Raw genomic sequence first — 14,397 nt, forward strand, 5'->3', positions numbered from 1 at the left:
GGAAGATCAGCCGCGTGGTCGACAGCAGCGGCTGCATCGCCCGCCATGCCTCGCGCCGCTCCACGACGTCAGGCCGCAGCTGCTCGGTCGCGTAGACGCTTTTTGAAGCTGATCCCGCGGCCCGTGAAGAACCGGCTCAGGATGCCGGCATCCGCCTTCACACCATGCTCGGCCAGCAATCGTGCCGCGACAGCGGCCAGCGTCAGATCCGCCTCCGCCTCGATCAGCGCCAGCAGCCACGCCGCATGGGCCGGCAGGCGCGAGCGCCGGTCGCCGCCTTGCGCGCATGGTCCCCGCCGACCCTGTCGGACCGCTTGCAACCATCGCACCGCTGTCGCCTCGCCGATCCGGTAATGGCGCGCCGCCTCACGTCGGGACACCCCGCCATCCTCCACCGCTGCAATCACTCGGTCGCGCAGATCCTGCGAATACGCTCTCGTCATCGCTACCAGCCTCCATCCCCGCCAGCACGTTGAATCAGAACCTATCGCTCTTGTGAATCCCTCAGCTCACAAACGGCTCTAAGCACCATCGGATTGCTCGGCTTATTTTTCGTTGTAGGTGATTATGCGCGTGCACCAGATAAATCAGTCACTCTTCAACCCGGACTGGACTGTGTGATAACCGGTTGGGGCGCTGCATTCTCCGATGACGGGCATGACGTCCATTTATACCACTACCTCACTTGGTTTCCACTCGTACGGCACCAGGTCCAGCGAATAGTCGTTGACGAGACCAACCCTCAACCGGGTATTCCTGAAAGTACGACCTGCCCGATGCCGCATCGATCCAAGAGCTAATGTGGACGCGGCATCGATCGGTCTAGTCGACTAGCCGCTAGCCGCGTCACATGACTTTGAGCAATTCCCCGATCGACACGAACGCGAACCCGATGGAACTGTCCGCAATCCCGTACGGGATGAACAGCGTATCCCCGTGGCGGATTGCGCCGCAGGAATAGACCACGTTGGGAACATACCCCTCGCGGTCCTGATCCTTCGCGGACAGGATCGGCTCCACCGTCCGCCCGATGACCTTGGACGGATCGTCCTTGTCCAGCAGCACCGCACCGATAGAATATTTGCGCATCGCGCCGACGCCGTGACTCAGCAGCAGCCAGCCCTCGTCGAGTTCGATCGGTGGCCCGCAATTACCGATCTGGACGAGTTCCCACGGATAGCGCGGTTCCAGGATGCGGTCGCCGTCGTCCCAGTGCGTCAGGTCGTCGGACTTGAGCAGGAACAGGTTCTCGCCGTCCTGCCGGCCGATCATCATATATTGCCCGCCGACCTTGCGCGGGAACAGTGCCATGCCCTTGTTCCGCGCGGCGGTGCCCGTCATCGGGACGAGATCGAACGCCCGGAAATCGCGCGTACGCATCAATTCGGAGCGGATCGTCGCGCCGTCATAGGCGGTGTACGTGCCGATCCATTCCACGCCGCCGTCGTCGTGGGAGAACTGCACGATGCGCATGTCCTCCAGCCCCTTGGACTGCGCGGCGGTGATCGGGAAGATCACGGTGCCGGACAAGGTGCTGTCGCGGTGGCGATAGACCGTCACCGGTCCCTCCGGCATCTTGTCCTCGCCTCTGCCGGTCGCATCGGTCGCGGTCGCGAACGGCGGTTCGGGGGCGAGCGTCAGCTCGTGGGCGTCGGTGATAATGCCCTCGCGGAAGGCGACGGAGGAGATATGCCCCTCGCCAACCGCGCGCATGGACATAAGCAATCGAATCGATCCTGCGGGCATGCCGGACTGGTCGAAATGCGGCACCGCGGACGGGTTCATCAATGCGGCGGCGGCATAGCTGTATTCGTGGCAGAAATACGCACCGATCAGCTGGCGCTTTTCGTCGCCGATCTCCGCACCGTCGAGTCCGAGCTGGTCCGCGATCTGATCGTACCGGGTCATGAAGACGCGGCGCGTCTGCCAGTGCCGCGCCTCGAAATCCTTCAGCACGACTTCGAGCTGGTTCGCCGCCTCGACGGGCGACATGTCCAGCACTTCGCCGACCAGTCGTTCGGTGCGGCTCGGGGCCTGCGTATTTGCGCCCCAGGCAATGTGGAATGGGCGGACGACCACGCGCGACGGGTCCGCATGCAGCTTCAGGCTGTGGGTAAACAAATCCATCGCGCCGTATCGTCTCGCTACTGCCGGTCCATGACCGGCACCAGCAAGGCTAGGCGACGGCGCGCGACGGCCCTGCCACGCTTTCCCCGCGCTTTGAAACCCCAGAAATCGCACAGCCCGCCAGTTGAAGCGCCAAAATCGACTCCGCACCCTGATTGCGGTTCAATCCGGTCGGCATCAGTCCGTCGAAACAACCGCCATCGTCGGACGATGCGAGCGGCATATCAAGGTCGTTCTGCCCGAGGAACCAGCCATAGGCGCGCATCGCCTCGTCGATCCAGCGCTGGTCGCCCGTCGCATCATACGCCGCGACGCATGCATCGACGGTCGCCTGCGCCTCCAGCGGCTGCTGGTCGAACAACAGGGGATCGCCATAGGCGCGGCCGAAGCTCTCCGTGCCGACCGCACGGAAACGGCCTTCGGGGGATGTCTGCTTGCCGACGATCCAGTCAAGCGTCGACAGGCCGCACCGGACCAGATCATCGCGCTCCAACGCCTGACCCGCGCGGATCATCGCCTGAGGCAGACGGGCGTTATCATACGCCAGCACGATCTCGAACCATTGCCATTCGGGGCGACGCGTCTCGGCAAGCAACTCCATCAGACCGTCGGCGAAGCGCTCGATAATTTGCAGCGACAGCACATGGCGCGGCCGCGCCTCGAGCATCGCCGCGGCACCGAGCATAGCGAAACCCTGCGCCCGCGGGCTGCCGAGCTCGAACGCCATGCTGGCGGTCAGGTCGAACATCACCGTCGCCCAGTCGCGATGCTTGCGATCCCGCGCATCGCGTGCGGTGACGCCGAGCGCCCACAAGGTGCGCCCGTTCGAATCCTCGGACCCGACATCCTCGCACCAGGTCCGATCGAAATTCATGAAGTTGCGGAACCGCCGCGCATCGGGATTCCAGGCATATTGCACGAACGACGCGTAGATCGTCGTCCACTTGTCACGCTGGATCGGATCGAGGTCGTCGATCGCGCTCATCAACATCAGCGCGCGGGCATTGTCGTCGATGCAATAGCCATGACGGCGATCGGGGATCGAATAAATCGAATGCTGCAACATACCGGTCGAATCGCTCATCCGCTCGACCGCGGCAATATCCGGGGTCAGCGGACGCGGCGCGACCGTGTTCGGCAGACGCAGCGGCTTGGCCGCCACCGCCTGACGGATCTGCGCGATCGCCGCTTCGGCGAGGCGCGGCCAGATCATCGTCCGCCCGCGGGCATAGGCTCGCGCCGACAGCCGGGTGCGATCGCGGTCGCTGGACAGCAACCGATCGATCTCCCGCGCGAAAGCTGCAGAGTCGCGGAAATCGACAAGGACCCCGTGGCCGTCCGCCAGGATCTCCGTCGCATGCGCATAGGGCGTGGAGACCACCGCCTTGCCGACACCGATCGCATAGGACAATGTGCCAGAGGTGATCTGCGCCGGGTTGGTATAAGGCGTCGCGTAGATATCGGCGGCCTGCAGATACTGGATCAGGTCGTCGTGATCGACGAACGCATCGATGAATTGCATATTGGCCGCAACACCGCGCTTCTCGGCCAATGCCTTCAGCCGGTCGCGATACGCCTCACCTTCACGGGCCACCAGATTGGGATGGGTGGCACCAAGCACGACATACAGCAGGTTCGGGTGACGTTCGATGACCGCAGGCAGCGCATTGATGATCGTCTCGATCCCCTTGTTCGGTGCCAGCAACCCGAACGTCAGAACGACCTTGTGCCCCTCCCAGCCGAACTTCGCCTTCAACGTGTCGGGCTCGACGACATCGCGGTCGGGGACGCCGTGGGGGATCATGACCAATTGGCGCGGATTTGCGCCGTAGACGCGCTGCAGGATGTCAGCGCCGCGATCCGCCATGACGATGATCCGCGACGCGCGGCGGAGCAGCCCCTCCATCACACGGCGTTCGTCCGCATTCGGTTTCTCGAGGATCGTGTGCAGGGTCACGATGACCGGGAGCGTCGTTCGGTCCAGCAGCGCGAGCAGATATTCACCCGCGGGGCCGCCATAGATGCCGTATTCGTGCTGAACCCAGATCGCCTCCGCCCCGCTGGTCTCGATCGACCGCGCAGTCGCGATATAGGACGACAGATCGTCCTGCGGGATGGCGGCGGTGACCTCAGGAGGATAGGCGTAGCGACCGGGATAATCGTCCATGGCATAGACATCGACGGCAAGGTCGGGGAAACGGCCGCGCATCGCGGTGTAGACATCGGTCGTGAAGGTCGCGAGTCCGCATTTGCGCGGCAGGAAATTACCGATCAGCGCAATGTGATTGATCTCCGCCGCTTCAGCCAATGCGTGCTCCATCCTGCTTAGTTCCGCTTCGGCGCAGCGCCGCATAGCGACTCCGTCGAGATGAGAACGAAAACCCCTCAGAAAGGTTGCATTAATGTTGCGACGCAGCAAGGGGTTTGGCTCGGACGGAATTTAACCTCGTCCACGGTACGGGGTAACCCCCTGATCGGGCAACCAAAGGTTGGCAGGTGGTGCGCCGGTCTGCCAGAAGACGTCGATCGGGATGCCGCCGCGCGGATACCAATAGCCGCCGATTCGCAGCCATATCGGCATCATTTCCGCCACCAGCCGCTCGCCGATGCCGACCGTGCAATCCTCGTGGAAACCGGCGTGGTTGCGAAAGCTGCCCAGGAACAACTTCAGCGATTTGGATTCAACGATCGTTGCGTCCGGAATATAATCGATCACCAGATGGGCAAAATCGGCCTGGCCCGTCACTGGACATAGCGACGTGAATTCCGGCACGGCGAAGCGGACGAGATAGGTCCGCCCGGGCCGCGGATTGGGAACGTAATCGAGCACCGCTTCTTCCGGGGAAGCAGGCAAAGCGCTCGTCTGGCCTAGATGCATCGGGGTCATGGCGCGGATGTAGGACGGGATGGTCGCGAAACAAAGCAAGGCACGGACGTTGGTCCCGATCCTCGGCGATCAATTGACACGCGATATCACATCGCTGTCCGATGCCGATCCGGCCTCCACCATCGTCCTGATGATGGAGGTGGCGGACGAAACGACCTATGTCCGCCATCACAAGAAGAAGATCGCGTTCCTCCTTTCCGCGATGCGTCATCATGCGCAGATGCTGCGCGCGGAGGGCTGGACGGTCGATTACGTGACGCTGGATGATCCCGACAATGCCGGCAGCTTCACCGGCGAGATCGCACGCGCGGTCGATCGCTACGCCCCCGACCGAATCGTCGTGACCGAAGCGGGCGAATGGCGCGTCGCGGCGATGCTCGACGGCTGGGAAACCTTGTTCGGCATCCCCGTCGATATCCGCGGCGACATCCGCTTCGTCGCGAGCCATGCGGATTTCGACGAATGGGCGACGGATCGCAAATCGCTCCGGATGGAATACTTCTACCGGGTCATGCGCCGCCGCACCGGGCTGCTGATGGACGGCGACGATCCGGTCGGCGGCGAATGGAATTTCGATGCGCAGAACCGGAAGCCCGCCAGCAACGATCTGCTGATGCCGCGCCCGATCGCCTTTCCGCCGGATGCGATCACCACAGACGTGCTGGCGCTGGTCGCCGATCGGTTTGCGGATCATCCGGGCACGCTGGACGGGTTCGAGTTCGCGGTGACGCAAGCCGATGCGATGCGCCAGCAGCGGCATTTCCTCGATCATGCGCTGCCGCGGTTCGGCGACTATCAGGACGCGATGCTGACCGGCGAGCCTTATCTGTGGCACTCGATCCTGTCGCCGTACATCAACGCAGGCCTGCTCGATCCGCTGGAGCTGTGTCGCCAGGCGGCGGCGCGGTTCGACGAAGGCAAGGCACCGATCAACGCGGTCGAGGGCTTCGTCCGGCAGATCATCGGCTGGCGCGAATATATGCGCGGCATCTATTGGCGCGAGGGGCCGGATTATGTCGATCGCAACTTCCTGGATGCCACCCGCGATCTGCCCGGCTTCTACTGGACCGGCGAGACGGACATGCATTGCCTGGCGCAGGCGATCGGCCAGACTCTGACCCACGCCTATGCGCACCATATCCAGCGGCTGATGGTGACGGGCAATTACGCGCTGCTGATCGGCGCGAATCCCAGACAGGTGCATGAATGGTATCTGGAGGTCTATGCCGACGCGTATGAATGGGTGGAACTGCCCAACACGCTCGGCATGAGCCAGTTCGCGGACGGCGGGCTGCTCGGGTCGAAACCTTATGCGGCGTCTGGCGCGTATATCGACCGGATGTCCGATTATTGCCGGCATTGCCGCTATGACGTGAAGAAGCGTGTCGGCGAGAATGCCTGCCCGTTCAACGCGTTGTACTGGGATTTCCTTGTCCGCAACGAGGACAAGCTGGGGCGTAACGTCCGGTTGGCGATGCCGTATCGCAACTGGGCGCGGATGAAGCCGGCCGACCGCGACGCGACGCGCGCGCAGGCGGCGACCTATCTGGCATCCCTCGACGGCGCGAACGCCGCGGACTAGGGAAGCGAACAAGGAGACGAACATGGATGCGTTGGTGACGACGGAATGGCTCGAGAGCCAGATTGGCACGAACGATCTGCGGATCCTCGACGCGACGATGATCGAGGGCGATGCCGCCGGCGATTACGAGGCGGCGCATATCCCGGGCGCGGTGTTCCTGGACCTGAAGGAGCTGGCCGACACCGCCGCGCCCCTGCCGAACACGCTGCCCGGCGCGGAGAAATTCGCCAGCCGGATGCAGACGCTCGGGCTCGGCGACGGCAGCCGCATCGTGCTGTACGACAATTCGCCGCATCATACATCGGCGCGCGCCTGGTTCATGCTCCGGACGTTCGGCGCGCATGACGTCGCGATCCTCGATGGCGGGTTCGCCAAATGGCAGGCGGAAGGACGCGAGACGCAAGGCGGCAAACGCCAGCTGCGCCACCGGCATTTCACCGTCTGGGCGGACGACAAGGGCGTCCGCACGCTGGACCAGATGCAGGCGAACCTCGACAGCCATGCCGAACAGGTCATCGACGCGCGCAGCCCCGCGCGCTTCACCGGCACGGAGGCCGATCCGCGCGCGGGTGTCGAACCGGGGCACATCCCGGGATCGAAGAACCTGTACTTCACCGCCTTGTTCAACGCCGACGGCACGTGGAAGCAGGGCGATGCGCTGAAGGCGGCATTCGAGGATGCGGGGGTCGACGTGTCGAAGCCGATCGTCACGACCTGTGGGTCGGGCATCACCGCCTCCGTCCTGGCGTTCGGTGCGCATCTGCTCGGGAACGAAGCCGCAGTGTATGACGGCAGCTGGTCCGAATGGGGTGCGGACCCCTCCACACCCAAGGCGACCGGCGCGGCGTGAGCGCGGCCGACGACCATGCGCCGCTGGGCGATGCGACACGCGTCGTCACCGCCGGCCGTCGGCCCGAATGGACGCAGGGGATCGTCAACACGCCGGTATGGCGCGCATCGACGATCCTCTATGATTCGGTCGAGGACCTGCGCCAGAACGGGCACCGCGACAGCCACCACAGACTGTATTACGGCAGGCGGGGCACGCCGACGCAGTGGAGCCTGGCCGATGCGCTGACGGCACTGGAGCCGGGGGCGGAAGGGACGTTCCTCTACCCCTCCGGCGTCGCCGCGCTCGCCGCCGCGTTGCTGTCCGTGCTGTCGCAAGGCGACGAGCTGCTGCTGGTCGACAGCGCGTACGATCCGACGCGCGGAATCGCCGACAAGCTTCTGAAACGCTTCGGCATCACGACGCGCTATTACGATCCGCTGATCGGTGCCGGCATCGCCGACCTGATCGGCGATGCCACGCGCGCGATCCTGGTCGAAAGCCCCGGCAGTCTGACCTTCGAGGTGCAGGACATCCCCGCCATCGTCGCCGCGGCGAGGGCCCGCGGGGTTACGACGATCCTCGACAATACCTGGGCGACGCCCCTGTTCTTTCCCGCGATCGAACATGGCATCGACCTGACGATGATGGCATGCACCAAATATGTCGTCGGCCATTCGGACGTGATGCTCGGTTCGGTCACCGCTGGCCCCGGCCATTTCGCGGCGCTTCGCGATACCAGCCACCAATTGGGCCAGGTCGCCAGCCCCGACGATTGCTGGCTCGGCAGCCGCGGCCTCAGGACGATGGCGGTTCGCCTGGCGCAGCATCAATCGAGCGCACTGACGATCGCGCGTTGGCTGAAGGAACAGGACGGCGTCGCCGCGGTGCTTCACCCTGCCCTGCCCGACTGTCCCGGTCATGAATTCTTCGTCCGCGATTTCAAGGGATCGTCCGGTCTGTTCTCCGTCGTGCTCGATGGCGGCGGCGATGCAGCGCGCGCGGCGTTGATCGACACGCTTACGCATTTCGGGATCGGTTTCAGCTGGGGCGGCTTCGAAAGCCTGGCCATTCCCGCCAACCCGCCGGCCGGTCGCCAGCCCCGCCGCTTCGCCGGGCCGCTCGTCCGGTTGCAGATCGGGCTGGAGGATCCCGCCGACCTGATCGCCGATCTCGATGCCGGGCTATCCGCATTCCGCGCGGCCCGGGGGGCGCAGCGATAGGATGCGCATCGCCCTGATCCTGATCGGCCTCGCGATCGTCGGCGCGACGCCTGCACTGGCGCAGGATCAGACCGCGCCCCCGCCGGAGATCAAGCTGACGGGCGGCGTGACCCTCACCTCCGACTACCGCTTCCGCGGTCTGACGCGAACCGATGGCGGCCCTGCGGTGCAAAGCACGGTCACCCTCGCGTCACAGACGGGTTTCTACGTCGGCACATGGGTATCGAACATCGACGGCAGCGGCAAAACCCCTTTGCTGCGTGGCCATGGCGATGCCGAGATCGACTTGTATGGCGGCTATACCCGGACGTTCAGCGCGATCGGTGTCGATGCCGGCTTGCTCTATTATGCCTATCCGGGCGGCATCAAGGGCGTGAAGACCGATTATTTCGAACCCTATGCCTCGCTGCGCTACACCATCGGCCCGGTATCGGCGAAGGTCGGCGGCAATTACGCCTGGGGCGGTCAGCCGGGGCTCGACGTCACACCGCGGCGAAACGACAATCTCTATCTCTATGGCGAAGCCTCCCTCGGCGTGCCGCGTACGCCGGTGACGCTGAAGGGTCATGTCGGCCATACCCAGGGCGCGCTCGGGGTGGTCAATCCCGATCCGGCCGACGACCATTATTGGGACTGGTCGGTCAATGCGGAAGCCGCCGGCGGTCCGGTCAAGGTCGGCATGACCTATGTCGACACCGACGTCACCGAACGGGGCGGCCATGCCCGCAGGCTGGGCCGCGGATCGACGGTACTCGGCTATGTCGGGTTCAGCTTCTAGGAATAAGGACGGCAACGCGGGTCGCCGCCTGGCTCACTTCGGCGTGGATGCCTTCGCGTCCTGCCCATCGCCCTGCGGCGCGGCGACGATGTCGCGGGTCGTCGCGCCCTTGTCGATGACGTTCGTCTTCGGATCGCCGACACCGGACCGCACGCCCGGATCGCTCGAATCGCCACCAGCCGCATCGATCGTCGCGCTTTCCGAGGCGCTGCGCTGGGCGGTACCGCCGAACAGCGCGTCGAGCGTCTGCGTCTGGCCGATGCCCTGATCCTGCGGCCGGATCGCACCGGGTGCCGGCGGTACCAGCGCGAAATCGGGCGGAATCACCAGCGGGGCCTGTCGCGCGACCGCGAATTCGTCGGGACGCTGCCGGTTATAGCCCTTGTTATGCATGCAGCCCGAAAGAAGGACGACCACGCCAAGCCCCGCGGCGATCGGCACCAGATTACGCATTGGAATTCTCCACAGAAACAGGCTTCGGCTTCTCACGCACCAGCAGCGCACGGACGAGCAGCACGAGCACCCCTACCGTAATCGCCGCATCCGCGACATTGAAGACCAAAAAGGGACGCCATCCGCCGATATGCAGATCGGCATAGTCGATGACATAGCCAAGCCGCACCCGGTCGACGATATTGCCGAACGCGCCGCCCAGCACGAAGCCGAGCGCGACCCGGTCGTGCCGGCTGGTCTCGCGCGTCATCCAGACCGCGACGCCCAGCGCAATCGCCCCGGTCATCGCGACGAGCGCCCAGCGGGTGACACTGCCGTCCGCGGGCAGCAGCCCGAGCGAGACGCCGACATTGGGCACGAAGCGCAGCGCGAAGAACGGCGTCAGGTGCCGGACCGCGCCGAGCATGTCGATGTGGAGCGGACCGGTGACCGCAAGCTTGATCGCCTGGTCGGCGACGAACACGGCAGCGGCGGTAGCGAAGCCGTTGACGCTACGCATGTGCCACCACGCTGTCGCAGCGGGCGCAGAGCGTGCCGTCTTCGGTGACTTCGGGGAGGAGACGCCAGCAGCGGCCGCATTTGTGGTTGGCGGTCTTTTCTAACTCTATCGTACCGCCGCCATAACTCCATCGAGCGCCAGCAACGGTTGGATTTGAGATAACCGGATAGCCGGATGCGTCCTGCACCGAAACCTCAGACACGATGAACGCCTCAGCCAAATCAGCGGTCTGAAGCGGATCAAGATTGTCTTCCTTTGCAGGCCACAGCCTGATGACAGCCTCAAGCCCGGTCTTAATTTCCTTTTCGCGGCGGGCACGCTCAAGCAAGTCGTTCACATGCGAACGAGCGCCTCTGATCGTAGTCCACTTGCCGACTAAACCATCGTCAAGCGATGTCTCCGGCAACACCGGCCATTCCAGGAAATGCACCGACCCGTCCTCGCTCGGGAAGCGCGCCTGCCAGACCTCCTCCGCGGTGAAGCACAGCACCGGCGCGGCATAGCGGACCAGCGCGTGGTACAGGATGTCGAGCACCGTCCGGTACGCGCGCCGCTTCGGATCGCCGGGGGCGTCGCAATAGAGCGAGTCCTTGCGGATATCGAAGAAGAAGGCCGACAGGTCGTCCTGCGCGAAATCGGTCAACAGACGGGTGTAGCGGTTGAACTCATACCCGCCGACCGCCTCGCGCAGTTCGGTGTCGAGCATCGCCAGCCGGTGGAGGATGTAGCGTTCCAGCTCCGGCATCTCGGCGACCGGCACCTTCTCCGCATCGTCATACCCGTCGAGCGCGCCCAGCAGGTAGCGGAAGGTGTTGCGCAGCTTGCGATAGGCGTCGGACGCGGTGGCGAGGACCTCCTTGCCGATCTTCACATCGTCGAAATAATCGGTCGAAGCGACCCACATGCGCAGAATGTCCGCGCCGCTCTCGCCGATGATCTTCAGCGGATCGACGACGTTGCCGAGCGACTTCGACATCTTGCGCCCCTGCCCGTCGAGCGCGAAGCCGTGGGTCAGCACCGCGTCATAGGGCGCGCGCCCGCGCGTACCGCAGGATTCGAGCAGCGAGGACTGGAACCAGCCGCGATGCTGGTCCGACCCCTCGACATACAGGTTCGCGCGGACATCGGCGCCGTAGCGTGCCTCGACGGTGAAGACGTGGGTGCAGCCGGAGTCGAACCAGACGTCGAGGATGTCCTTGACGGGTTCGTAGTCGGCGAGCGCGTAATCGGGGCCGAGCAGCGCCTGGTGATCGTCTGCATACCACGCGTCCGCGCCATGTTCCTTGAACGCCGCGACGATGCGCGCATTGACCGCGGGGTCGTTCAGATACTGACCGGTCGCGCGGTTGACGTAGAGTGCGATCGGCACCCCCCAAGCGCGCTGGCGGCTGATGACCCAATCGGGGCGTCCGGCGACCATTGCGGTGATCCGGTTCTCCGCGCGGGCGGGCACCCAGCGGGTGGCGGCGATGGCGTCGAGCGCGACTTCGCGGAGCGTCGCCATATTTCCTTCTCCCCTTGTGGGAGAAGGAGGGAGCGACGCAGTCGCGGAAGGATGAGGGGGAGTGGGGCTCAGATCGCCAGCGGCGTCCCCCTCACCCTTCCCACTCGCTGACGCGAGCGGGCCCCTTCCCTCTCTCACAAGGGGAGAGGGCGTTTCGTCCTGCGCCCTGTCCATCGGAATGAACCATTGCGGCGTCGCGCGAAAAACAACCTTCGCCTTCGACCGCCACGAATGCGGATAGCTGTGCGCATAGTCGTCGCTAGCCGCCAGCAACGCCCCCGCGGCGCGCAAATCGGCGCAAATCGGGCCGTCCGCGGCGACGAACTTCTTGTTGATGACGCTCCCCTGCCCACCGAGCCACGCCCAGTCCGCCCGGTACATCCCCGCGCCGTCGACCGCGAAGACGGGGTCGATGCCATATTGCTTGCAGAGTTCGAAATCGTCCTCGCCGTGATCCGGGGCCATGTGGACGAGTCCGGTGCCGGCATCGGTGGTGACGAAATCGCCGGGGAGGAACGGGCGTGGCTTCGCGAAGAATCCGCCGAGCGCGTGCATAGGGTGGCGTGCGGTGGCACCTTCCAATGCTGTCCCAAGGATAGTTTCACCGGTTTCGAAAGGTGACGAGCCATCATTCCATATTGCTGGGGGCTGCAAACCCATAAGACCAACAAGCTCTTCAAACTTTCTTGCTAAAAGAAGCAAGTAGCGCTTCTTTGGCAAGCGTCGGTCAATCAGCAGCTGATAAATGGCCGCGGAAGCTGGCTTATAGGCAATAGCTTGATTAGTTGGAATCGTCCACGGGGTGGTCGTCCATATAACTGCCTCCACCATCTCTCCCTGATCTAGCAGGTTCTGTATGGTTGGGCAGTTGGGTGCCTCCAAGATCTCGAACGCCACATCGATCTGCGTCGAGACGATGTCCTCATACTCAACCTCCGCCTCCGCGAGCGCGGTCTTTTCCACCGGCGACCACATCACGGGCTTCGCCCCGCGATACAGCTGACCGCTCTCGGCGAACTTCAAAAGCTCGCCGACGATCGCGGCTTCCGCGTCGTATTTCATCGTGAGGTACGGGTCGGCCCAGTCGCCCATCACCCCCAGCCGCTCGAACTCGGCGCGCTGCACCGCGACCCATTTCTCGGCGTACGCCCGGCATTCGGCGCGGAACTGGGCGACGGGGACGTCGTCCTTGTTCAGCTTCCTGGCGCGGTACGCTTCCTCGACCTTCCATTCGATCGGCAGGCCGTGGCAGTCCCAGCCGGGAACGTAGGGCGCATCCTTGCCGAGCAGCGACTGGCTGCGCACGATGATGTCCTTCAGGACCTTGTTCATCGCGTGGCCCATATGGATGTCGCCATTGGCATAGGGCGGGCCGTCGTGGAGGACGAACCGCTCGCGGCCCGCACGCCGTTCGCGCAGGCGGTCGTACAGGCCGATCTCTTCCCACCGCGCGAGGATCGCGGGTTCCTTCTGGGCGAGGCCCGCCTTCATCGGGAAGTCGGTCTTCGGCAGGAAGACGGTGTCGCGCCAATCTTTCGGAACGGTGTCGGTCTGGGTGTCGGTCATAGGTTACCGGCACCTAGGATAGCCCGCGCCCGCGCGCAATCGGCGTCCATCTGCGCGACCAGCGCGTCCAGATCGTCGAACTTCGCCTCGGGGCGCAGGAATTCCACCAGCGCGACCTCGACCGTCCGCCCGTACAGGTCCTCGGCGAAATCGAAGAAATACGCCTCCAGCAATTCCTTGGGCGGATCGAAGCTCGGGCGGATCCCCAGATTCGCCGCGCCCTTCAGCACGCGGCCGTCATCGAGCCGACCCGTTACCGCATAGATGCCGTAAGCGGGGCGCAGATATTTCCCCATGTCGATATTGGCGGTCGGGTAGCCGATCGTCCGGCCGAGCTTGTCGCCGTGCTGCACCAGGCCTTTCATCGCGAACGGTCGGGTCATCAGCCGCGCGGCGGTGCGCGGGTCGCCCGCCTTCAGCGCGGTGCGGATATGCGTCGACGACACGATCTCGCCATCGAGCGTGACCGGTGCGACCGTTTCCACCGTCATGCCGTGCGCCGGGCCGAGGCGGGCAAGCATCGCGGTCGTGCCGCGCTTGTCGTGGCCGAAGGTGAAGTCTTCCCCCGTCACCACACCGCGCGCGCCGATATTGCGCGCCAGTCGCTCGGCGATGAAGTCCTCCGCGGACAAGGCGGCGAGCGCGGCGTCGAAATGGAACACCAGCATCGCGTCCGCGCCCGCCGCGGCGAAAAGCCGCTCGCGCTGGTCGAGGCTCGTCAGGCGGAAGGCGGGGGCGTCGGGGCGGAAATGGCGGACCGGATGCGGATCGAACGTCGCGACGATCGCCGGGCATCCTGCCGCGCGCGCCAAGCCCACCGCGCGACCGACGACCGCCTGGTGTCCCAGATGGAACCCGTCGAAATTGCCGAGCGCGACGGTTCCGCCGCGAAGGGAGGCCGGCACCGGGGTGCCGCCGTCGATCCGCATCATGCGGCGGCTATAGGTAA

Annotated in this window: 12 protein-coding genes; 4 read left to right on the forward strand and 8 right to left on the reverse strand. The window is 64.6% G+C overall.

Features of this window, described 5'->3' with window-relative positions; all coding sequences use genetic code 11:
- Positions 1–68: 68 nt before the first annotated feature.
- From ACFE7D_RS02460 to queF, 4 genes are all read right to left on the reverse strand, one after another.
- Positions 69–443 carry an IS630 transposase-related protein gene (locus tag ACFE7D_RS02460; protein WP_375393840.1) on the reverse strand — a complete coding sequence of 125 codons (375 nt, stop codon included), beginning with the start codon at positions 441–443 and terminating at the stop codon, positions 69–71.
- Positions 444–846: 403 nt separating this feature from the next.
- Positions 847–2,127, reverse strand: coding sequence for a glycoside hydrolase family 130 protein (locus ACFE7D_RS02465; protein ID WP_375393841.1), 1,281 nt, complete (start codon positions 2,125–2,127; stop codon positions 847–849).
- 49 nt (positions 2,128–2,176) lie between these two features.
- Positions 2,177–4,294, reverse strand: a complete 2,118-nt coding sequence (locus tag ACFE7D_RS02470) for a glycosyltransferase (protein ID WP_375393893.1) — start codon at positions 4,292–4,294, stop codon at positions 2,177–2,179.
- Positions 4,295–4,567: 273 nt separating this feature from the next.
- Positions 4,568–5,014, reverse strand: a complete 447-nt coding sequence (gene queF, locus ACFE7D_RS02475; protein WP_375393842.1) for a preQ(1) synthase — start codon at positions 5,012–5,014, stop codon at positions 4,568–4,570.
- A gap of 19 nt (positions 5,015–5,033) precedes the next feature.
- Between queF and ACFE7D_RS02480 the strand changes: the two genes are divergently transcribed.
- From ACFE7D_RS02480 to ACFE7D_RS02495, 4 genes are read left to right on the forward strand one after another with little or no spacing between them, the layout of a single operon-like run.
- Positions 5,034–6,596 (forward strand): cryptochrome/photolyase family protein, encoded by a 1,563-nt coding sequence (locus tag ACFE7D_RS02480; RefSeq protein ID WP_375393843.1) that lies wholly within the window; start codon positions 5,034–5,036, stop codon positions 6,594–6,596.
- Between the two features lie 22 nt (positions 6,597–6,618).
- Entirely contained in the window at positions 6,619–7,446 is an 828-nt protein-coding gene (locus ACFE7D_RS02485; RefSeq protein WP_375393844.1) for a sulfurtransferase, read from the forward strand.
- Positions 7,401–8,648, forward strand: coding sequence for a cystathionine beta-lyase (gene metC, locus ACFE7D_RS02490; protein WP_375393845.1), 1,248 nt, complete (start codon positions 7,401–7,403; stop codon positions 8,646–8,648). Before ACFE7D_RS02485 ends, metC begins: the two co-directional genes overlap by 46 nt.
- 1 nt (position 8,649) lies before the next feature.
- Positions 8,650–9,426, forward strand: a complete 777-nt coding sequence (locus ACFE7D_RS02495; protein WP_375393846.1) for a TorF family putative porin — start codon at positions 8,650–8,652, stop codon at positions 9,424–9,426.
- 33 nt (positions 9,427–9,459) lie between these two features.
- Here ACFE7D_RS02495 and ACFE7D_RS02500 read toward each other — a convergent pair whose 3' ends face one another.
- From ACFE7D_RS02500 to ACFE7D_RS02515, 4 genes are read right to left on the reverse strand one after another with little or no spacing between them, the layout of a single operon-like run.
- On the reverse strand, positions 9,460–9,879 hold the full coding sequence (locus tag ACFE7D_RS02500) for a DUF3035 domain-containing protein (RefSeq protein WP_375393847.1): 420 nt from the start codon (positions 9,877–9,879) through the stop codon (positions 9,460–9,462).
- On the reverse strand, positions 9,872–10,378 hold the full coding sequence (lspA, locus tag ACFE7D_RS02505; protein WP_375393848.1) for a signal peptidase II: 507 nt from the start codon (positions 10,376–10,378) through the stop codon (positions 9,872–9,874). Before lspA ends, ACFE7D_RS02500 begins: the two co-directional genes overlap by 8 nt.
- A complete protein-coding gene (locus ACFE7D_RS02510; protein WP_375393849.1) occupies positions 10,371–13,448 on the reverse strand; it encodes an isoleucine--tRNA ligase in 3,078 nt (1,025 codons plus the stop codon). The genes lspA and ACFE7D_RS02510 overlap by 8 nt, the downstream gene beginning before the upstream one ends.
- Positions 13,445–14,380 (reverse strand): bifunctional riboflavin kinase/FAD synthetase, encoded by a 936-nt coding sequence (locus ACFE7D_RS02515; RefSeq protein ID WP_375393850.1) that lies wholly within the window; start codon positions 14,378–14,380, stop codon positions 13,445–13,447. Before ACFE7D_RS02515 ends, ACFE7D_RS02510 begins: the two co-directional genes overlap by 4 nt.
- Between the last annotated feature and the right edge of the window lie 17 nt (positions 14,381–14,397).

Origin of the sequence: uncultured Sphingomonas sp. (genome assembly GCF_964244235.1) — a bacterium.
Classification (GTDB): Bacteria; Pseudomonadota; Alphaproteobacteria; order Sphingomonadales; family Sphingomonadaceae; genus Sphingomonas.

What these genes read in the sequence shown, in the direction of transcription:
- ACFE7D_RS02515 (WP_375393850.1), bottom strand. Translation starts at nt 14,380, where the DNA reads ATGATGCGGATCGACGGCGGCACCCCGGTGCCGGCCTCCCTTCGCGGC.
- ACFE7D_RS02460 (WP_375393840.1), bottom strand. Translation starts at nt 443, where the DNA reads ATGACGAGAGCGTATTCGCAGGATCTGCGCGACCGAGTGATTGCAGCG.
- queF (WP_375393842.1), bottom strand. Translation starts at nt 5,014, where the DNA reads ATGACCCCGATGCATCTAGGCCAGACGAGCGCTTTGCCTGCTTCCCCG.
- ACFE7D_RS02485 (WP_375393844.1), top strand. Translation starts at nt 6,619, where the DNA reads ATGGATGCGTTGGTGACGACGGAATGGCTCGAGAGCCAGATTGGCACG.
- metC (WP_375393845.1), top strand. Translation starts at nt 7,401, where the DNA reads ATGGGGTGCGGACCCCTCCACACCCAAGGCGACCGGCGCGGCGTGAGC.
- ACFE7D_RS02480 (WP_375393843.1), top strand. Translation starts at nt 5,034, where the DNA reads ATGGTCGCGAAACAAAGCAAGGCACGGACGTTGGTCCCGATCCTCGGC.
- ACFE7D_RS02500 (WP_375393847.1), bottom strand. Translation starts at nt 9,879, where the DNA reads ATGCGTAATCTGGTGCCGATCGCCGCGGGGCTTGGCGTGGTCGTCCTT.
- ACFE7D_RS02510 (WP_375393849.1), bottom strand. Translation starts at nt 13,448, where the DNA reads ATGACCGACACCCAGACCGACACCGTTCCGAAAGATTGGCGCGACACC.
- ACFE7D_RS02465 (WP_375393841.1), bottom strand. Translation starts at nt 2,127, where the DNA reads ATGGATTTGTTTACCCACAGCCTGAAGCTGCATGCGGACCCGTCGCGC.
- ACFE7D_RS02495 (WP_375393846.1), top strand. Translation starts at nt 8,650, where the DNA reads ATGCGCATCGCCCTGATCCTGATCGGCCTCGCGATCGTCGGCGCGACG.
- lspA (WP_375393848.1), bottom strand. Translation starts at nt 10,378, where the DNA reads ATGCGTAGCGTCAACGGCTTCGCTACCGCCGCTGCCGTGTTCGTCGCC.
- ACFE7D_RS02470 (WP_375393893.1), bottom strand. Translation starts at nt 4,294, where the DNA reads ATGGACGATTATCCCGGTCGCTACGCCTATCCTCCTGAGGTCACCGCC.